Here is a 17,623-nt window from a genome sequence, read left to right on the forward strand (position 1 = left end):
AACCCGCGGCGAGTTTCTCCCGCTGGCGGAACGGCGCGCGGGCTGAAGCCCTCGGCAGCGCCGACGCGCGGTGCGGCGGTCGGCGGGGAACAAACGCGAGCATTCCCTCTCCCGCACGCGGGAGGGGGGCTTCGAACGATGCAGTTTCTCCGCACGCGAGCGCGGAGCGACCGACGCCGCGATCAGGCGCCCTGCGCCACCGCGCTGTCGCGCTTGTGGAAGCCGACCGCGTAGTACAGCACCACCAGCAGGATCAGGAAGGCCGGGCCGACGTACAGCGCCACGCGGGTATCCGGGAAGTAGGCCATCAGGCCGACCACCAGCACCAGGAAGGCCAGCGCAACCCACGAAGCCACCGGATACATCGGCATCTTGAAGGCCAGTCGCGCGCGTTCCTCGGCGCTGAGCGCCTTGCGGAAGCGCATGTGCGAGACCAGGATCACCGCCCAGGTCCAGATCGCGCCGAAGGTGGAGATCGAGGTCACCCAGACGAACACTTCCTTCGGCGCCAGGTAGTTCAGCAGCACGCCGAACAGCAGCGCCACCACCGACACCAGGATCGCCGCACGCGGCACGCCGCCGGGCGAGGTGTTGGCGAAGAACGCCGGCGCCTGCTTCTGCTGGGCCAGGTTGTAGAGCATGCGGCCGGTGCTGAAGATGCCGCCGTTGCACGAGGACAGCGCCGCGGTCAGGACCACGAAGTTGATGATGCCGGCGGCCTCGCGGATGCCCAGGCGCTCGAAGGTCATCACGAACGGGCTGCCGGTGGTGCCGAGTTCGTTCCAGGGGTACAGCGACAGGATCACGAACAGCGCGCCGATGTAGAAGATCACGATGCGCCAGAACACCGAGTTGATCGCATCGGGAATCGACTTGCCCGGGTTGGCGGCCTCGCCTGCGGTCAGTCCGATCATTTCCACGCCGAGGTAGGCGAACATCACCATCTGCAGCGACATCAACACGCCCTGCGCGCCGTTCGGGAAGAACCCGCCGTGGGCCCACAGGTTGCTGATGCCGATGGCCACACCGTCGTTGCCGAAGCCGAACACGATCATCGCCAGGCCGGCGAGGATCATCGCCACGATGGTCACCACCTTGATCATCGCGAACCAGAACTCGAACTCGCCGTAGGCCTTGACCGTGATCAGATTGACCGAGCCCATCGCGATCAGCGCCGCCAGCGCCCAGATCCATTGCGGCGTGTCCGGGAACCAGACCTGCATGTAGATGCCGACCGCGGTGATCTCGGCCACGCAGGTCACCAGCCACAGGAACCAGTAGTTCCAGCCGGTCAGATAACCGGCGAGCGGGCCGAGGTAGTCGCGGGCGTAGCGACTGAAGGAACCGGCGACCGGGTTGTGCACGGCCATCTCGCCGAGCGCGCGCATGATGATGAAGATCGCCGCGCCGCCGAGCAGATAGGCCAGCAGGATGCCGGGGCCGGCCAGCTTGATGGCGTTGGCCGAGCCCAGGAACAGGCCGACGCCGATCGCGGCGCCGAGCGCCATCAGGCGGATATGGCGTTCGCTCAGACCGCGATGAAGTTCCTGCTGGTTCGTCTGCATCCGCGAGGCTCCCGGAATCGGTCCGGCGCGACGCCCGCGCTGCGTTCAACGCGGCCGGACCGGAGTCGGCGAAGCATACTCCGGGTGAGGTGGGTGAGCAGCTGGCGGTCACAGCGCGGCCCGCTCGAACCAGGGGCCGCCCGCTCTCCAGCGTGTTGCCCCCTCCGCTCGTTAGCCCCTCTCGTTACGGGAGGGTTGGGCTGAGGGCATGCACTCGCGAGGCGAGCGATACGCGCCCTAGCCCCTCGCCCTCATCCGGCCCTTGGCCCCCTTCTCCCGCTTGCGGGAGAAGTAAATAAGAGCAATCTCCCGCTTGCGGGAGAAGTAATAAGAGCAATCTCCCCCTTGCGGGAGAAGGATGGGAACAACCTCCCGCTTGCCGGAGAAGGACGCCTGCTCAACTCTTCAACTTGTACCCCGTCCGGAAGATCCACCACACCGCGGCCAGGCACAGCAGCATGAAGCCGGTGGTCATGCCGATGCTGAGGACGATGTCGACGTCGGACTTGCCGTAGAAGCTCCAGCGGAAGCCGTTGACCAGGTAGACCACCGGGTTGAACAGCGAAACGCTGCGCCAGAACGGCGGCAGCATGTCGATCGAGTAGAAGCTGCCGCCGAGGAAGGTCAGCGGCATCACGATCATCATCGGGATCATCTGCAGCTTCTCGAAGCCGTCGGCCCACACGCCGATGATGAAGCCGAACAGGCTGAAGGTGACCGCGGTCAACACCAGGAACACCGCCATCCAGACCGGATGCACGATCTCGAAGTCGACGAAGAAGCGCGCGGTGATCAGCATCAGGATGCCCAGCATCACCGACTTGGTCGCCGCCGCGCCGACGTAGCCGGCGATCACCTCCAGGAAAGACACCGGCGCCGACAGCAGTTCGTAGATCGTGCCCGACCATTTCGGCAGGTAGATGCCGAACGAGGCATTGGAGATGCTCTCGGTCAGCAAGGCCATCATGATCAGGCCCGGGACGATGAAGGCGCCGTAGCTGACCCCGCCGATCTCGACCATGCGCGATCCGATCGCCGAGCCGAACACGATGAAATACAGCGAAGTCGACAGCACCGGCGTGGCGATGGACTGCATCAGGGTGCGGAAGGTGCGGTGCATCTCGAAGAAATAGATCGCCTTGATCGCGTGCCGGTTCATGCGCGCCCCTCCGCGCCGGACTGACGCGGCGACTTGACCAGGTTGACGAAGATTTCCTCCAGCGAGCTCTGGCTGGTATGCAGGTCCTTGAAGTCGATGCCGTGCTCGCCCAGGCGCCGCAGCAAAGCGGCGATGCCGGTCTCCTCGGATTGCGCATCGAAGGTATAGACCAGCTCGTGGCCGTCGTCCGACAGGCTCAGCGCATCGCTAGCCAGGGCCTCGGGCAGGGCCGACAAGGCGGTCTGCAGTTGCAGGGTCAGCTGTTTCTTGCCCAGCTTGCGCATCAGCGCGCGCTTTTCCTCGACCAGGACGATCTCACCGTGGTTGATCACTCCGACCCGATCGGCCATTTCCTCGGCCTCGTCGATGTAGTGGGTGGTCAGGATGATGGTGACGCCGCTGTCGCGCAGTTGCGACACCATCGCCCACATCTCGCGGCGCAGCTCGACGTCGACGCCGGCGGTCGGCTCATCCAGGAACAGAATCGTCGGCTCATGCGACAGCGCCTTGGCGATCAGTACCCGCCGCTTCATGCCGCCGGACAAGGCCATGATCTTCTCGCCGCGCTTTTCCCACAACGACAAGTCGCGCAGGACCTTCTCCAGGTAGGCGGCATTCGGCGCCCGGCCGTAGAGGCCCCGGCTGAACTTGACCGTGTCCCACACGGTCTCGAAGGCATCGGTATGCAGTTCCTGCGGCACCAGGCCGATCGCCGAGCGCGCGGCGCGGTAGTCGCGGACGATGTCGTGACCATCGGCGAGCACCTGCCCAGCGCTCGGGTTGACGATGCCGCAGACGATGCTGATCAGGGTGGTCTTGCCGGCGCCGTTGGGCCCGAGCAAGGCGAAGATCTCGCCGCGGCGGATCTCGAGGTCGACACTCTTGAGCGCCTGGAAACCGCCGGCATAGGTCTTGGTCAGGCCCTTGATCGAGACGATCGCGGGCGCATCGCTGCGCGCTTGCACGGACGGCGGTGAGGATTCGGAAACGGACGGCATGGACACTCCGCGGAGGCGATGACGCGGACGGCGCGAGACTCGCGCCGGGCGCGTGCGGTCGCCCAGTGTACGGCCGTCGCGCGCCGCGGTGCAGGCCGGCGCGCGACCGCGTGCACGCTTCGTACCTCAGTGCGCGGACAGCAGCGTGTCCAGGCGTTCGAAGCACTCGCCCCACCCCGGGATCACCTGCTGCGATTCGGCCTCGGCGCGTTCGGCGACCGAGTCGAAGCGCATCTCCAGGGTCAGCAAGGTCTTGCCGGCGCCGTGCTCGGCGAAATTCACGGTGACGCGCGACTGTTGCGAAGGCTTGCTGTCGTCGTCCCAATCGTCGACGTAAACCAGGCGCTCGGGCGCGACGATCTCCTGATAGGTGCCCTTGATCGGGTACTCGGCGCCGTCGGCGGCGACCATGCAGATGCGGAACATGCGGCCGACCGCGACGTCCATCTGCCGCACTTCGCTGTTGAAGCCGTGCGGGCCCCACCACTTCGCCACTTGCACGGGGTCGGTCCAGGCCGCGAACACCAGTTCGCGCGGGGCGTTGAGGATGCGTCGCAGGGTGATGCGGTGGTCTTCGACCTGATGAGTGGTGCGGTCGGAGGACGCGGTGTCGGCTGTGCCGGGGCCATCGAAGGTCATGGTGAGTTCCTCGAACGAAAGGGAGGCCGCGCGCCGATCCGGCGTCGGGCCTTATGGGGGCTGCATCTAAACCAACTAGCTAATTAACCCAAACGGAAACTACAACCCCAAGACGGGCCGGTCAAGCCCCTCGGTCCGGAATGAGTTCGAAGCCGCGCAGCCTCAGCCGCCCTGGCCGCCCGGGGGTTTGCGCGGGCGCTTGGGCCCCGGCGCCGACTGCCGGCCCTGCGCGGCGTCGATCTCGTCGATCCAGCCGGCGCGCGCGCCGGCGAAGGCATCGGCGTAGGGCACGTAGGGTTTGACGTCGAGCACCGGCGTGCCGTCGAGCAGGTCGACGCCGCGCAGGATCAGCGCACCGGGTTCCACCGCGACCAGTTCCACCGCCGACAGCCCGAGCGGATTCGGCCGGTGCGGCGAGCGCGTCGCCAGCACGCCGCGCTTGGGCCCGCCGCGTGGCGGTTTCACCTGCGCCTTCCAGCCCTGGCTGCGGTGAAACACGAAGATCAGCCAGATGCGCTCGAACCCGGCCAGGTCGGCGTAGGCCTCCGGCGCCAGATCGTCGACGAACTCCAGCCGGGCCTCGACCACCTCGCCGCTTTGCGTGCCCTGCACCACCGTCGACTGGTGCGGCGCGTCGATGCGCTGCGCATACGGTGAGCGCAGATACGCGATGGGGCGGCAGGGGAAGACATCGGACATCGGGCGTCGCCAAGCATTACGGAACGCCGGCATTGTCGCCGCAGCCCTCCTCGCGCGTCGATCAGCGAACCGTCGCGGCCGGGCCCGACGATCGGCCCTGCGGCCGGATCGCAGCCACTGCGACTGCGGCACTGCAAATTGCCGCATCGCAGCGCCGGACCGCGCGTTCATCCGGCCGGCACCGCGGCCGGCATTCCGGCCGGAATGCGGTGCATGAGTTTCGTCACTGCTGCGGCGCGCAGCGCCGGCGTTATGCTCGGCGCCGCGGACAACGCGACGCGCCGCCGGCTCCATCGACGCCCCCTCCCGCCTTCCAGAGAACACCATGAAATATCTGGTCATGATCTACAACGACGACAGCCTGATCGAAGCCCTGCCCGAGGGCGAGTTCGGCACGATGATGCGCGGCTGCATCGCCCATGCCGACGCCATGCGCGATGCCGGCGTGCTGCTGGATTCGCAGATGCTCGCACCGCCGAAGCAGGCGACCTCGCTGCGCACCCGCAACGGGCGCACCACCTTCATGGACGGCCCCTTCGCCGAAGCCAAGGAATATCTGGGCGGCTTCAACCTGATCGAAGCGGCCGACATGGACGCAGCCGTGCGCATCGCCGAATCCTTCCCCTGGAGCCGCACCGGCCGGGTCGAAGTGCGTCCGGTCGTGGATTTCGACGACGTGCGGCGCGAGTTTGCGTCCTGAGGGCGAGCTCAGCCGTCTTTCGTGTCGCGACCCGGGTTTCGGTGATCCGCGGATACGGATCGCGGCGGTGATGGCGATATCGCCCAGGCCGCTCGCGCTGCGAACTGCGACCCCGCGGTCGCGGCTTGCGCCGCTCCTATCCCGGAGCGGCGGCACCCAAGGGTAGGAGCGACGCGAGTCGCGACCAAGGGACAGGTAAACATGCACCGCCGTCGTCGCTGGTCGAAGCCGCGAACTGTCTCGGGGTAGGAGCGACGCGAGCCGCGTCCGCGTCGCCTCAATCCCGCTGCGCCATCGGCTGGAGGCGCGACCACGCAGCATCCGCCTCGCCCCACAGCCATCCACTGCCGCGCATAAGGCGTAAGGCGACCGCCTGCGTCCGTTGGCGTTGAGTAACGCCGGTCGCCGGTTCAAGAGCTGGCCGCTTTCCCCGTGCCGCCCCGTTGGGTTGGGCACGGGGGAATCCAGATGCGCATCCACACCATCGCTCTCGGCGCCGCCCTGGCGCTGAGCGCCGCCTCGCCCGCCTGGGCGCACGGCGGCGGCCTCAATGCCGAGGGCTGCCACAACGATCGCAAGAACGGCGGGTATCACTGCCATCGCGGCCCTGCCGCGGGCGGCGGCAATCTGCGCCCGGCGGCGCCGCGTACGCCCAACCACGGTTCGTCCTGGGCCGCCGACGGGACCGACTCGACGGCCGACGGCGGTGGCGCTTACGCCAATTGCAGCGCCGCGCGCGCCGCCGGTGCCGCGCCGGTGCGGCGTGGCGATCCCGGCTATGGCCGCCACCTGGATCGCGACGGCGACGGGGTCGGCTGCGAATAAGACCTTGATGAGCGCACCGCCGATCGTGAATTGGGGACAACAGCTTGCGCCGCCTACGCGGGATTAACGCCTTATCGCTGGCGGCGATACGGCGGCAGGCGGAGAATCGGGGACGTCCCCTGACCGCATCGGAGCCCGTCATGAACCTGCGCATCGCATTCGCCGTCCTGCTCTCGGCCGCCGCGCTGATGGCCGGGGACGTCGGCGCGAAGTCCCGCAACGTCACCGATCCCGACGCGCCGCGCGCCCTGCCCGAACAGGGCCCGGTTGCGGTGCGCTGGGAAGACCCGGCGAAATTCACCGAAATCCGCTACAGCCGCAATCGCTTCGAAGCCGAACGCGGCAACTGGGTCGAACAGCTCGCGCAACACCTGCGTACGCGCGCGCAGAAGCGGTTGCCGGACGGGCAGCGGCTGGAAGTCGACATCGCCGACATCAAGCGCGCCGGCGACTTCGAACCCTGGCACGGTCCGCAGTACGACGACACCCGGTTCATCCGCGAAATCTATCCGCCGCGCATCGTCCTGAACTTCAAGCGCCTGGACGCCAGCGGCCAGGTGGTCGAGGAAGGCGAGCGCACCTTGCGCGACCTGAGCTTCATGATGGGCGCGCGCAGCGTCAGCGACAGCGATCCGCTGCGTTACGAGAAGCGCCTGATCGACGACTGGCTGTCGCGGGAGCTGAAGGCGCCGGGCGCCTGAGCGTTCGCGCCCCGAGCGCGTCTCGTTTCCCTGTCCGCTCCGGGCTCGTGTAGGAGCGACGTGAGTCGCGACCCAAGATCGCCCCGCGCCCCGCGCCTCGCACCCGCGACGCTATTGCGGATGCGGTCGCGACTTACGTCGCTCCTACAGTGAAACGACCATCGCCCCGGATGCCTGGCGTCCGGGGCGATGTTTTTGGCCAGGCGACTGGCGCCGCCCGACGCCGGACCCGGAGGCGGCGGTCGAGTGGCAGCAACCGACCATGGCGCGGCCTGTCTGCGGGATTTACTGCTGAGGCGCAGCGTCCATGTCCGCATTCGGATCCATGTAGAAGATTTCCCAGGTATGGCCGTCGAGGTCTTCGTAGCTGCGCTGGTACATGAAACCGTAATCCATCGGGTCCTTCGGGGTCACCGCGCCGGCGGCGACGGCCTTTTCGACCAGCTCGTCGACCTTCTCGCGGCTCTCCGCCGACAGGCCGAGCAGGGCCTCCACGCTCTTGGAGGTGTCGCAGATCGACTTCTTGGTGAAACTCTGGAAGAACGGCTCGACCAGCAGCATCACGTAGATGTTCTCGCCGACGATCATGCAGGTGGCGTTTTCGTCGGTGAACTTGGCGTCGAAGGTGTAGCCCAGTTGGGTATAGAAGGCGACCGCGCGGTCGAGGCTCTTGACGGCGAGGTTGACGAAGATCTTGGGGTGCTCGGACATGGCGGTTCCTTTATCGGGACGAAGGGAGATTGGCTTGGCGGGCAGGTCGGGGAGGATCTCTTTACTGCCTGCTCCTTTCAACGACGAACCGGGGAGGGAGCAATCGACACGGCCGCGAATTATTTTTCGCTGGCCGCCCGGTCGGGTCCTTACCGCTCCCCTCGCCGGCGCTTGCCGCGGACGCGGTTGCTTCTGGGTAGGAGCGACGCGAGTCGCGACCGCGCCGATCAGCCTCGCTGCGCCATCGGCGGGGTCTCTGTAGGAGCGGCGTGAGCCGCGACCAAGGGGCGCGCACGGGCCGCACCGCCGAGGCCACTGGTCGAAGCCGTCAACTCTCGCGGGGTAGGAGCGACGCAAGTCGCGACCGCATTGCATTGATCTCGCGACGTTGCTTGCCGAAGCCTCTGTAGGAGCGACGTGAGTCGCGACCGCGCAGGTGCCGATTGTTGCGTCCCTGGCCGCAGATCGTTAAAGCAACATCAAGGTCTAAAGCTTCCGTCCGCTGACGCGGCCGGGTTACTTTCTTTTGTCATAAGCAACAAAAGAAAGGTAACCAAAGAAAAATGCCTTTCTTTGAATCAAAAGCCCGCGCGATCGGTGCCGACGCAGGGATGCTCCAGACAGGCCATCCATGGCCTGCTTGCGCACGGCCCGCATCCCTGCGGGCCGCCCTACGGGTCTTCAATTGCCCGGCAAAGCGACAAAGCGGCAAAGCAGGTCAAAACACGCCAACGGTGATGTGGCGTCGCGGCTGCTTTTGGGTAGGAGCGGCGCAAGCCGCGACCGCGCGGCTTCGGTCTCGCGACGAAGCGCGCATGGGCGTACGCATCGCGCCGCCCCACAGCAAAGCGGCCGCCCCAGATAGGAGCGGCCGCATCGTCGCATCAGATGGCATCAATCCTTTTCGGCACCGATCACCTTGCCGGTGTTCGGGTCGATCTTGACCTCCACGTCCTTGCCGTTCGGGCTGTCGGCTTCGGCGTTCCAGATGCCGTCCTCGTAGTCGACATCGTGGACATTGGTGTATCCGGCCGCGGCGAGGGCGGCACGCACGTCGCGTTCGCTCATACGGGCGACCTGCTCGTTCGGGTATACGGTGCCGGTGCGCGGGTCGAGGCGGACTTGCACGCGATTGCCGTCGCCGCTGCGTGCGTCGGCATGCCAGACGCCATCGCCGAACTTGAGATCGTTGACCTTGGTATAGCCCTGTTCGGCCAGACGCGTGCGGATCTGGTGTTCGGTCAGGGCTTCGCTGCCTTGCGGCGATTGCGCGACGGCGGCGGGGATGCAAACCGCCAAGGCGAGCGCGAGCATGAGCGGCTTCATGGCGTACTCCTGTGCGTGGGGAGTCTCGATTTTCGACAGGCCACGAAAACGAGGCATGAACATCCACGCATTCATGCAGGAACCGGCGATGCGAGGCTCGGCACCGGTGTATCGACGATACGCCGCGCACGCGATTCGAGCCGCGCTCACCAAGTTCTCACCCGGCCCTAACAATATCTTCAGCGGTACGAAACGATTTCGATTCCACACCGCTTACCAGTCCCGCACCACGAACATCGCCAGGCGGCATGGGGCTCAGTCGCGCTGCGCCGCCACCAGCAACAACATCGGCCGTTCGCGCTCTTCTTCCAGCGCCGGGATCTGCGCGACCTGGGCATCGCTCGGGCCCCATTCCTCGACATGGACGATACGCAACCCGGCGGCGATCAGGCCATTGAGATAGGTGCCGAGGGTGCGATGCACTTTGCGCACGTCCGGCGCGAACCAACGGGTGATGCGCGGCCCTTCGGCCTGGTAGCCGTTGATCGGCCAGGTTTTGCGGCCGTCGGCGTCGCTCGACCATCCCGGATGCGCGGGCGCGGTATAGATCGGGTGCTCGACCGAGAACAGCAAACGCCCGCCCGGAACCAACGCGCGGTGGACTCTTGCCCACAGGCCGGGCAGATCGTCGAGGTAATGCAAGGTCAGCGAGCTGTAGACCAGATCGAATGCGGCCGGATCGGGCTCGTATTCGTCCAGGTCGGCGCGGACGTACGCGATCCCGACATCCTGGGTGGTGGCCCGTGCGCGTTCGAGCATCTTCTCGGATACATCGACGCCGAGCACGCGCTCGGCGCCCTGCAGGCGCGCGTAGCGACAGAACCAACCATAGCCGCAGCCCAGGTCGATCACCCGGCGCCCGCGCAGCTCCGGCAACTGCGCCTGCAGCGCCGGCCATTCCGGTGCGCCGACCAAGCCTTCGATCGAGCGCCGCAGTTGCGAATAGCCCTCGAAGAAGGCCGGGTCGTCGTAGATGTTCTGGGCCATGGCCGTCCGCTCCGATGCCGCCGCAGTATCGCGCAAGCCCTGTCTATAAAACGTTGCCGGCAAGGGACATGAGCGGATCGCGCTGCGACCCGACGCAGCAGCGTTTTCGCCCGGCTATGGCGGAAGGACGACCACCGTGCGGACTGCGCCCCATTCACGCCGCCGCCGACCTCGCCAACAGACGTTCGAGCGCTGCATGCAACTGCGGATGCTCGGGCACGCGGATACCGAACTCGGAACGCAGCACCTCGATTACGGCCCCGGCATCGGCCAGTTGGCGGCGCACGCTGTCTTCGCCCAGCCGGTGCACGGCGAAGCTGCCGTTGTTGAAGGTCTTGCGCAGGCCGGGGCCGGTGCGGGCGACGAACAACTGGCCGAGGAAAGGCGATTCGGGATGGGTCGAGACGTACCAGTTGCCGACCTCGTAATCGACCTCGACCTGGGGCTGCAGGTCGAACACGTACATGGCCCGCCACTCGCCGGCGACCTGGGCGCGCAGGAGGTAGTGCCCATCGCGCGGCTCGATGCGGTAGGGCTCGTGCGGCGTGGCCTGCGCGTCCTCGTCGTCCAGGCGCAGCGGCGCGGTCGGCACCATGCCGCCGAAACCGACGTCGGCGATATGGCGCACGCCATCGATGGTCACCAGCACCAGCAGATGGGTGCGCGCCGGCAGCGCGTCCTCGGGGCCGCCCATCAGCACCCGGCCGGTGATGCCGCGCGCGTCGTAGCCCAGTTGCTGCAGCAGGGCCAGGAACATCCGGTTGAGCTCGTAGCAATAGCCGCCGCGCCCCTCGTGCAACAGCTTGCGCTCCAGCGAGGCCAGGTCGATCGGCACCGGCATGCGCAACAAGGTCGCCAGGGTCTCGAACGGAAACTCGGCGGTGTGCCGCAGCTGCAGTTCGCGCAGGCTGTCCAAGGTCGGCGGCGGCGCGCGCTCGTAGCCGAGGCGTTGCAGGTAGAGGTCGATGTCTTGCAGGCGTGACGTCATCGCCGGGCCCTCGATCGTGTTGACGAGCGGCCACGGTAAAGCCTCAAGTGCGATTGAGGTCAAGCGTGGTTTGCGCATTCGATCAGCGCCTTTGGGCGAACGCAGCGTTTCGGCGAGCGACGCCGACCTCAGCGGACCGGCCCCCGCGTAGCAAGCGACCCTGCCCAACCTTGCGCATCGGCGGCGATGCGCAGGGCCGGCCGGACACCGCGGGCTAGGCCGCCAGCGCGGCGTCGTACTCGGCCGCGAACCGCACCGACGGGCGCTCGCCGCAGCGCTTGATCCAGTCCTGCACTGCCGGGTCCGACGGCGCGCTGTCGGGGAACCAGGCGAACGGCGACTGCAGCAGCAGGTCGGCGGCGGTGTAGTGGTCGCCCATCAGATACGGCTGGTCGGCCAGCGCCTTGATCAGGCGCGCGTGCACCTCCCGCGGGCCGCGGAACGTGGCGGTGGCGTAGGGATGGCTGATCCCGGCCGCTTCCAGCAGCAGCACCGGCTCGATCACGCCGCCGTACCAGCTCAGCCACGACAGATAACGGCCGCGATCCTTGTCGCCGACCGCTGGGCCGAGCTTGCGGTGGGCGTACAAGTCGGTGAGGTAAAGGATGATCGCCGGGCTCTCCCAGATCTCGACGCCATCGTGGATCAACAACGGCACCTTGCCTTCCGGGTGCGGGTTGCGCGCATCGCCGTCGAAGGCCTGGCCGGATCGTTGGATATCGACGTGGCGGACGTCGACGTCGGCCAAGGCGTCGAGTTCCTTGAGCAGGCTGATGATGCGCGTCGAGCGGGAGTGCGGTGCGTGGATCAGAGTGAGCATGGGGGGCCTCGGAGTGATGGTTACCGGTCTTGCGCGGCAGGACCAAGGTAACCGCCATCGAGGACACAATCGGTCCTCAATTGATTCCGGCCCGGATAATTCTTGCGGCCGGGCCGGGCCGACAGGAACCGCAACGCGGCCGTCCCCGCGACTCGCGGCAACGCGGCGCCCGCCGCGGACGGCCGGCGTAGTCGGATGGTCGAAGTCTTCGGAAACGAAGGCCGGCCGCGGCTACCGCGACCAGCGAGGCGCACGTGCGCCGATCAGGGCCGGGCTTGCACCGGCCGGTACTGCTTGTTGTCGCCGTAGGTCTTGCCCTTGGTATCGACATTGGCGCACAGCCGGCCGTCGCACAGGGTCACGTCGGCCTGGTTGTACGCACGCAGCAGGTCGGCGGTGACCCGGTTCTCGTTGATGTCGGCGCGGTACTGCCACAGCAGCCAACCGCCGCCGGCCAGCAACAGCAGCACGCTGCCGAGGGCCGCCCCGACCACTTTCCAGATCAGCTGCTTGTGCAGCCACTCCATGCGCTTGAGCTGGGCGGCGAGCGACTGCGAGCCTTCCTGCAGCAGGCCGCCGGCATCCTGCAGACGGCGCTCGTAGGCGCCGACCGGCTGCGACAGCCCGCTTTCCAGCTTGCCCATCACCGCGCCGGGCAGATTACGCAGGCTCTCGTCGGCCGACTGCCGCACCACCCCGGGCACTTGCTGCGCGAGCTGCAGCAGTTGCTGGTAGACCGCACGTTGATGTTGTTCGATCTCTTCGCAGCGACGTTCGAACTGCTCCATCAAGGCCGCGGTCTTGCTGACCAGGCCCATCAACTCGTCCTGTTGCATCCAACCGCTCCTCGGTGCGATCTCAAACCGTGCCTGTATCTCTCGTGTCTGTTTCTTTAAGGTGCCGCTGCTTCATACCGGAAGCGCCGTCACGCCATGCGCGGCCCGCTGCGCGCCGGCGACGCCTGCTCGGCCGTCTGCGCCTGCTGCTGCGCCGCCTGTTGGGCGAGCGCCTGCTCCTGCCGGTCCACCGTCGCCGCCGCTTCCTCGCGCAGCGCGCGCCCCGGTGGCGCCGACGCGGCATCCTGGGTCATCTGACGAAAGGTATCGCGGTCGCCGTTCTGCGACGCCGCCAGCATGCGGTCGAGGAAGGTCGAGGGGTCGCCGCTGATCGAGGTGGTGGCGTTGCGGAACGGGATGCCGGGACCGGTCGGCTGCTCCCTGCCCGGATGGAGGTAGTCGGGAATGCTCTTGCCGGGCGCATAGGGATCGAGGTGCAGCGGCGACGAATGCCGTTGCGGCAGGGCCGGCGCATGGCGCTCTTCCCTGCGTCCCGGCTCGCCGGCCTTGACCGGGCCGCGAATGTCGTCGATCGCATCGCCGATCCGTTCGAGCGGATTGCGCGAAACATGGGTGACGCCCCGGCGGGTGGTTTCGACGTCGCCGCGGTACTTGTCGATCATCGGGTCGTACTGCTGCGCCAGGCGCTGCGTCTGAGGATCGGCGAGCACCGAGCGGTCGGGCTTGCCCTTGGCGTCCTCATTGAGGAAGTTGTGCATGCTGTGCGAGGTACCGACCATGTCCTTGACCGCGCCGGCCATATTGCGCGCGTCGAACATACTGCGGGTGTTCTCGTAGCCGCGGTCCTTCATGCTCGCGATTTCCTGCGGCGTCGCGTAGACCTTGACCTTGCCGTAGTGGTCGCTGGCCGCGCTGACCGGGTCGCCCGCCATCACATGGTTGGTGACGCGGTTGCCGCCTTCCGGGATGCGATAGCCCAGGCTGACCGCGCCATAGGCATTGAAGGTCTCTCCGCGCAGGTCGTAGTGGTGCGCGGTGATCTGCGCCAGGGTGCCGCCGAGGGAGTGGCCGGTGACAGTGACTTCGGGCTTGCGACCCGTATCGCGGCCTTGCTCCGCAGCCATTTCAAGCGCGCGCCGAGTCAAGGCGATCGCATCGTTGGCTTGGGCATTGGTACGGTTGGTCGCCATGCGTGCATCGGCCAAGCCATCCTTGACCATCTCGCGGTCGAACTCGGTGCCGCGATGGGCGACGACGATCTCGCCGGTATCCTTGCGCTGATAAATAGTGCCTTGATAACCGGACTTGGTGTCGGAATGCCCGAGAATCTCGTAAGGCACGCCGCCGATCACCACATCCTTCTTGCCCTTCGTGGGGTCTCGATAAGAGTCGCTCGCCAAATCGGCGTATTGCTGGCTTCCAATGCTCATGGCGTCATCGCCTTCGACAATAGAGTCATGGTGAACAATTCATCGCGAATCTCGGACCGGAAGACATTCCGATCTTCCTTGCCCATGTCCGGATAATCCGTAACTTCGCTGCGCGGGTACCGCTCTTTCCAGTAGTACTTCGTCACCGCTCGCTGCGCCGCCACATCCTCATTCATCATGCTGACGATGAAGTTCGTCTCAGGTTCGGCGCCGGTCGCCTTGAGCTGCGCATTCAACGAGGTCAGTTGCCAGTGGCAGACGCCCTCGCCCAGATAGTCCTCATCAAGCATCGCGTCGGTATAGACGGTGCCCGTGTACGTCGTTTCGTCCGCGCGTTGCAGCTCCATTTCGAAGCCATGCGACGGCGTCATCGGCACGCCCGCGATCGGGTCCGGAATGTATTTGCAATCCGGAGCTTCGAAATTGACGTAACCCTTCACCGACCCGAACGGCCCCGGAGCACCGGCCAGCTTCAGCGTGATCTGGTAGCCCTGCTTCGGCGCCGGGTTGCGTTTGTACTTGGCTTCCAGCTCAGCCGTCGAGGGAGCGGAATCGGGCGAGGATTTGTCGGAAGTCATTGCAGTCTCGGGAGCGCTACAGGCGGAAGTACTCAACGCCAGCAGAAGACAAAGGGTGCGAAGCTCACCGCGCATCGATGCCTCCATGGCAAGAGATGATTAAGGACGGGCCGGCGGCAGCACCGCCATGGACCCGCCCGGGTCAAGGCCGGGCCTACGAGGCCGAGCCTACGTCAGGTGGGAGATCGCCGCAACGGCAACCGAAAGTTGCGCCGACCTTGCCAGCGGCCAGCGTATGGCGACCGCCCGAGGGCATACCCCGGCATCGCCGAGCTCACGGCGTCGCCACCTTCGGCGTCAGGGTGATGGTGAACAACTGATCCTGGAGCTCAGGCTTGTACCGGCTGCGGTCGACCGCGCCGAAGTCTGACCACGCTTCCGGATCGCTGCCTGGGTAGTCGTATTTGACGTAGTAGTTGGTGCGCGCCTTTTGTCCGCGCACCTCGTCGCCCATCAGGTTTGCGACATAGCTGGTATCGGTCTTCGCGCCGGTGGCCCTAAGCGACGTATTCACGCTCACAAGCTCCCAATGGCATATACCCTTGCCGAAATAATCCTCGTCGAGCATCGCGTCGGCCTGGATCATAGCGACGTAAGAAGTCTCGTCGACCTTGGAGTAGCTCATCGGCAGGTCGACCGACGGCGTCAGGAAGAAGCCCGCGATCCGGTCCGGCATGTAGTCGCAATCGCGCGCCTCATAGTAGACAGAGCCGTCTATCTTGGCGAACGGCCCCGGCACATCGGCCAGGGTCAGGATGATCTGGTAGGGCTGCTTCGGGGCCGGATTGCGCGTGTACTTGGCTTGCAACTCCGCGGTCATCCGATCCACGCGGGGCGTGTGCTCGCCGCAGGCGGAAGCTCCAAGCGTCACGGCCAGCGAGAAGATCCAGAACTCGGTGCGCATCGATGCCTCCATGGCTGAACGTAGCGGACCAAACGCAGACGCCGACAGCGCTGCGGTCTCGATCGTTCTTATGCCTCAAAGCCTACGTCAACCGCACCCGCGCAACAACGGCAACTGAAAGTATCGCTAACGGCGTCGGCGCGGCTCTTTCGAGCGACAAGTATTACGACTCGTGGAAGGCACATCGAACTTGATGGCACACAAAGGTCAGCGATCTACAGGCTGAAGCCCGATTTCGCCGAGCCGCACCAGCAACCGCGCGTGCGCCGACTCCGGCAGCGGCTCTATCGTTACGACCAGGGCATGAAACCAAGGGTTGGCATGCGCGCTGTCGAAGTCGAAATCGACGGCGCAGCGCTCGGCCCAGTCGTAGACATCGCGCAAAGCCTCCACGATCGCGTCGCCGGCATCGTCGAAATTTCCGGCCCCGAAGCGCTCTTCGATCGAACGCAAGCCGAAGCGGTAAGTGCGCGCGGTCACCGGGGGTGGCGGAGGCATGGCGTGAGTGTCAGGCCAACGATGCGTGTCGCTGCGATGAGCGAACCGCCGGTGGTTACCAGATCAGGTCGTCCGGCACCTGGAACCGGGCGTAGTACTCGTCGTCCTCGCTGGCCGGCGCGTCGGGTTTTGCGGCGGCGTGATCGAGCGCGATCATCGACGGGTCGCGGGCATACACTTTTTCCGCGGCGGCGCGCGGCAGCAACTCGTAGCCCTGGTCGTGGCGCGCGATCACCAGGGCGCCGCTCGCCAGTTGCGTGCGCAACGCGGTGTTGATCAACACGTTCTTGATCTTGCCCTCGTCGGTAAAACCGTACGCGATCTCGCCCTCGCGCTTGACCTTGTTCGTCTCGACGATCTGGCGGACCTGGGCGCGCAGCTCGTGCGCCTTCGCCTGCGCGTTGCGTTCGGCCGACAGCGCGCGGTCGCGCTCGGCGCGTTCGGCACGCAGCCGCTCGCTCTCGATCTGTTCGGCGGTCGGCGCCGGCGGCGCTTTGCCCTGGCGCTGCTTGGCCTGCTCGCGCGCGACCTGGGCCACCTGGGCCTTCTTGACCAGGCCGGCCTTGAGCAATTGATCTTGCAGTGGATTTCGCATGGGACGCAGTTTAGTACGGCGGGCCGGGCGGCCGGAAGGCGAGCGCCATGCGCGCCGGACGCAGGCATGCCCGGCTCAGGATGGCCGGTGCGACCGCTCCGGCGCCCCTCAACCGCCCGCCATCTCGATCAACTTCGCCACCGTGTTCAAATTGCGCACGGTGCCGGCCTTCGCCGCGGGGATGACGAGCTTGGAATCGGCCATGCCGTCGCCGTAGTGCACGTAAATCTCGCGCTCGCCCAAAGCGATTTCCTCGCCGTTGCGGTGCTTGACCGTGTCCAGCGCATCGGCCGGCGGCGGCGCGTCCAGGAAAATCAGCACCGCCCGGTTCGGCGCGGCGCCCGCGAAGGGCTGTGCGGCCAGCGCGCGCGCCATCTCCGCGGCGGTGCGCAGGATCACCCCGACCGGCTTGCCCGCATACGCGGCCAGGCGCTGCTCCAGGGCGGCCTGCGCGCGCTTGGCGGTCATGGCGGTGCGGAACACCACGTTGCCGCTGGCGATGTAGGTGCGTACGTCCTCGAAGCCGGCGTCCTCGCACATCGCGCGCAGTTCGGCCATCGGCAGTTTTCCGGTGCCGCCGACATTCACGGCGCGCAGCAAGGCGATATAGGTGGGCATGGGCGGCAGGATACGGCAAGGCCCGCGCCTGTTCAGCCGATGGGAGCCGCACGCAATGCGGCCTCCGCGCCACCGCCCGGGTCAC

20 protein-coding genes are annotated in these 17,623 nt (G+C 66.5%); 3 read left to right on the top strand and 17 right to left on the bottom strand.

Annotated features, from left to right (window positions below):
• Positions 1-182 precede the first annotated feature (182 nt).
• The 5 genes from AC6CH2_RS15990 to tsaA all read right to left on the bottom strand — a co-directional run bounded on the left by AC6CH2_RS15990 (position 183) and on the right by tsaA (position 5,060).
• The gene (locus tag AC6CH2_RS15990) at positions 183-1,565 is read right to left on the bottom strand and encodes an amino acid permease (protein ID WP_498270066.1); all 1,383 of its coding nucleotides are present in this window, start codon (positions 1,563-1,565) and stop codon (positions 183-185) included.
• Between the two features lie 397 nt (positions 1,566-1,962).
• On the bottom strand, positions 1,963-2,724 hold the full coding sequence (locus AC6CH2_RS15995; protein WP_435394876.1) for an ABC transporter permease: 762 nt from the start codon (positions 2,722-2,724) through the stop codon (positions 1,963-1,965).
• Entirely contained in the window at positions 2,721-3,722 is a 1,002-nt protein-coding gene (locus tag AC6CH2_RS16000) for an ABC transporter ATP-binding protein (RefSeq protein ID WP_498270067.1), read from the bottom strand. Before AC6CH2_RS16000 ends, AC6CH2_RS15995 begins: the two co-directional genes overlap by 4 nt.
• Before the next feature lie 126 nt (positions 3,723-3,848).
• A complete protein-coding gene (locus AC6CH2_RS16005; protein WP_498270068.1) occupies positions 3,849-4,361 on the bottom strand; it encodes an SRPBCC domain-containing protein in 513 nt (170 codons plus the stop codon).
• Positions 4,362-4,523: 162 nt separating this feature from the next.
• Positions 4,524-5,060, bottom strand: coding sequence for a tRNA (N6-threonylcarbamoyladenosine(37)-N6)-methyltransferase TrmO (gene tsaA, locus AC6CH2_RS16010; protein WP_498270069.1), 537 nt, complete (start codon positions 5,058-5,060; stop codon positions 4,524-4,526).
• A gap of 325 nt (positions 5,061-5,385) precedes the next feature.
• Here tsaA and AC6CH2_RS16015 point away from each other — a divergent pair, with 325 nt between their 5' ends.
• From AC6CH2_RS16015 to AC6CH2_RS16025, 3 genes are all read left to right on the top strand, one after another.
• A complete protein-coding gene (locus AC6CH2_RS16015) occupies positions 5,386-5,760 on the top strand; it encodes a YciI family protein (protein ID WP_498270070.1) in 375 nt (124 codons plus the stop codon).
• A 468-nt stretch (positions 5,761-6,228) separates the two neighbouring features.
• The gene (locus AC6CH2_RS16020; RefSeq protein ID WP_498270071.1) at positions 6,229-6,585 is read left to right on the top strand and encodes an excalibur calcium-binding domain-containing protein; all 357 of its coding nucleotides are present in this window, start codon (positions 6,229-6,231) and stop codon (positions 6,583-6,585) included.
• A 140-nt stretch (positions 6,586-6,725) separates the two neighbouring features.
• Positions 6,726-7,286: a DUF3016 domain-containing protein gene (locus AC6CH2_RS16025; protein ID WP_498270072.1), complete on the top strand. Its 561-nt coding sequence runs from the start codon at positions 6,726-6,728 to the stop codon at positions 7,284-7,286.
• Between the two features lie 285 nt (positions 7,287-7,571).
• Here AC6CH2_RS16025 and AC6CH2_RS16030 read toward each other — a convergent pair whose 3' ends face one another.
• From AC6CH2_RS16030 to AC6CH2_RS16085, 12 genes are all read right to left on the bottom strand, one after another.
• Complete coding sequence (locus AC6CH2_RS16030; protein WP_435394883.1) at positions 7,572-7,997, bottom strand: VOC family protein; 426 nt, start codon at positions 7,995-7,997, stop codon at positions 7,572-7,574.
• 894 nt (positions 7,998-8,891) lie between these two features.
• Positions 8,892-9,323, bottom strand: a complete 432-nt coding sequence (locus AC6CH2_RS16035) for a PepSY domain-containing protein (RefSeq protein ID WP_498270073.1) — start codon at positions 9,321-9,323, stop codon at positions 8,892-8,894.
• A gap of 255 nt (positions 9,324-9,578) precedes the next feature.
• The gene (locus AC6CH2_RS16040; RefSeq protein WP_498270074.1) at positions 9,579-10,310 is read right to left on the bottom strand and encodes a class I SAM-dependent methyltransferase; all 732 of its coding nucleotides are present in this window, start codon (positions 10,308-10,310) and stop codon (positions 9,579-9,581) included.
• 154 nt (positions 10,311-10,464) lie between these two features.
• Positions 10,465-11,298, bottom strand: a complete 834-nt coding sequence (locus AC6CH2_RS16045) for an arylamine N-acetyltransferase family protein (protein WP_498270075.1) — start codon at positions 11,296-11,298, stop codon at positions 10,465-10,467.
• A 214-nt stretch (positions 11,299-11,512) separates the two neighbouring features.
• Positions 11,513-12,118 carry a glutathione S-transferase family protein gene (locus AC6CH2_RS16050; RefSeq protein WP_498270076.1) on the bottom strand — a complete coding sequence of 202 codons (606 nt, stop codon included), beginning with the start codon at positions 12,116-12,118 and terminating at the stop codon, positions 11,513-11,515.
• 263 nt (positions 12,119-12,381) lie between these two features.
• The gene (locus AC6CH2_RS16055) at positions 12,382-12,954 is read right to left on the bottom strand and encodes a relaxation protein (protein ID WP_435394888.1); all 573 of its coding nucleotides are present in this window, start codon (positions 12,952-12,954) and stop codon (positions 12,382-12,384) included.
• Positions 12,955-13,043: 89 nt separating this feature from the next.
• Positions 13,044-14,345, bottom strand: a complete 1,302-nt coding sequence (locus tag AC6CH2_RS16060) for a Tle-like phospholipase domain-containing protein (RefSeq protein WP_498270077.1) — start codon at positions 14,343-14,345, stop codon at positions 13,044-13,046.
• Positions 14,342-14,923, bottom strand: coding sequence for a hypothetical protein (locus tag AC6CH2_RS16065; RefSeq protein ID WP_498270078.1), 582 nt, complete (start codon positions 14,921-14,923; stop codon positions 14,342-14,344). The genes AC6CH2_RS16060 and AC6CH2_RS16065 overlap by 4 nt, the downstream gene beginning before the upstream one ends.
• A 274-nt stretch (positions 14,924-15,197) precedes the next feature.
• Positions 15,198-15,827: a hypothetical protein gene (locus AC6CH2_RS16070; protein ID WP_498270079.1), complete on the bottom strand. Its 630-nt coding sequence runs from the start codon at positions 15,825-15,827 to the stop codon at positions 15,198-15,200.
• Between the two features lie 207 nt (positions 15,828-16,034).
• The gene (locus AC6CH2_RS16075) at positions 16,035-16,307 is read right to left on the bottom strand and encodes a hypothetical protein (RefSeq protein ID WP_498270080.1); all 273 of its coding nucleotides are present in this window, start codon (positions 16,305-16,307) and stop codon (positions 16,035-16,037) included.
• 73 nt (positions 16,308-16,380) lie between these two features.
• On the bottom strand, positions 16,381-16,920 hold the full coding sequence (locus tag AC6CH2_RS16080) for a DUF2058 domain-containing protein (RefSeq protein WP_498270081.1): 540 nt from the start codon (positions 16,918-16,920) through the stop codon (positions 16,381-16,383).
• A gap of 108 nt (positions 16,921-17,028) precedes the next feature.
• Positions 17,029-17,538 carry a DUF1697 domain-containing protein gene (locus AC6CH2_RS16085; RefSeq protein ID WP_498270082.1) on the bottom strand — a complete coding sequence of 170 codons (510 nt, stop codon included), beginning with the start codon at positions 17,536-17,538 and terminating at the stop codon, positions 17,029-17,031.
• Between the last annotated feature and the right edge of the window lie 85 nt (positions 17,539-17,623).

The organism is Lysobacter sp. GQ73, from assembly GCF_059758755.1.

Coding starts and splice junctions, on each gene's coding strand:
- AC6CH2_RS15990 (WP_498270066.1), bottom strand. CDS start 1,565: ATGCAGACGAACCAGCAGGAACTTCATCGCGGTCTGAGCGAACGCCAT.
- AC6CH2_RS15995 (WP_435394876.1), bottom strand. CDS start 2,724: ATGAACCGGCACGCGATCAAGGCGATCTATTTCTTCGAGATGCACCGC.
- AC6CH2_RS16000 (WP_498270067.1), bottom strand. CDS start 3,722: ATGCCGTCCGTTTCCGAATCCTCACCGCCGTCCGTGCAAGCGCGCAGC.
- AC6CH2_RS16005 (WP_498270068.1), bottom strand. CDS start 4,361: ATGACCTTCGATGGCCCCGGCACAGCCGACACCGCGTCCTCCGACCGC.
- tsaA (WP_498270069.1), bottom strand. CDS start 5,060: ATGTCCGATGTCTTCCCCTGCCGCCCCATCGCGTATCTGCGCTCACCG.
- AC6CH2_RS16015 (WP_498270070.1), top strand. CDS start 5,386: ATGAAATATCTGGTCATGATCTACAACGACGACAGCCTGATCGAAGCC.
- AC6CH2_RS16020 (WP_498270071.1), top strand. CDS start 6,229: ATGCGCATCCACACCATCGCTCTCGGCGCCGCCCTGGCGCTGAGCGCC.
- AC6CH2_RS16025 (WP_498270072.1), top strand. CDS start 6,726: ATGAACCTGCGCATCGCATTCGCCGTCCTGCTCTCGGCCGCCGCGCTG.
- AC6CH2_RS16030 (WP_435394883.1), bottom strand. CDS start 7,997: ATGTCCGAGCACCCCAAGATCTTCGTCAACCTCGCCGTCAAGAGCCTC.
- AC6CH2_RS16035 (WP_498270073.1), bottom strand. CDS start 9,323: ATGAAGCCGCTCATGCTCGCGCTCGCCTTGGCGGTTTGCATCCCCGCC.
- AC6CH2_RS16040 (WP_498270074.1), bottom strand. CDS start 10,310: ATGGCCCAGAACATCTACGACGACCCGGCCTTCTTCGAGGGCTATTCG.
- AC6CH2_RS16045 (WP_498270075.1), bottom strand. CDS start 11,298: ATGACGTCACGCCTGCAAGACATCGACCTCTACCTGCAACGCCTCGGC.
- AC6CH2_RS16050 (WP_498270076.1), bottom strand. CDS start 12,118: ATGCTCACTCTGATCCACGCACCGCACTCCCGCTCGACGCGCATCATC.
- AC6CH2_RS16055 (WP_435394888.1), bottom strand. CDS start 12,954: ATGCAACAGGACGAGTTGATGGGCCTGGTCAGCAAGACCGCGGCCTTG.
- AC6CH2_RS16060 (WP_498270077.1), bottom strand. CDS start 14,345: ATGAGCATTGGAAGCCAGCAATACGCCGATTTGGCGAGCGACTCTTAT.
- AC6CH2_RS16065 (WP_498270078.1), bottom strand. CDS start 14,923: ATGACTTCCGACAAATCCTCGCCCGATTCCGCTCCCTCGACGGCTGAG.
- AC6CH2_RS16070 (WP_498270079.1), bottom strand. CDS start 15,827: ATGCGCACCGAGTTCTGGATCTTCTCGCTGGCCGTGACGCTTGGAGCT.
- AC6CH2_RS16080 (WP_498270081.1), bottom strand. CDS start 16,920: ATGCGAAATCCACTGCAAGATCAATTGCTCAAGGCCGGCCTGGTCAAG.
- AC6CH2_RS16085 (WP_498270082.1), bottom strand. CDS start 17,538: ATGCCCACCTATATCGCCTTGCTGCGCGCCGTGAATGTCGGCGGCACC.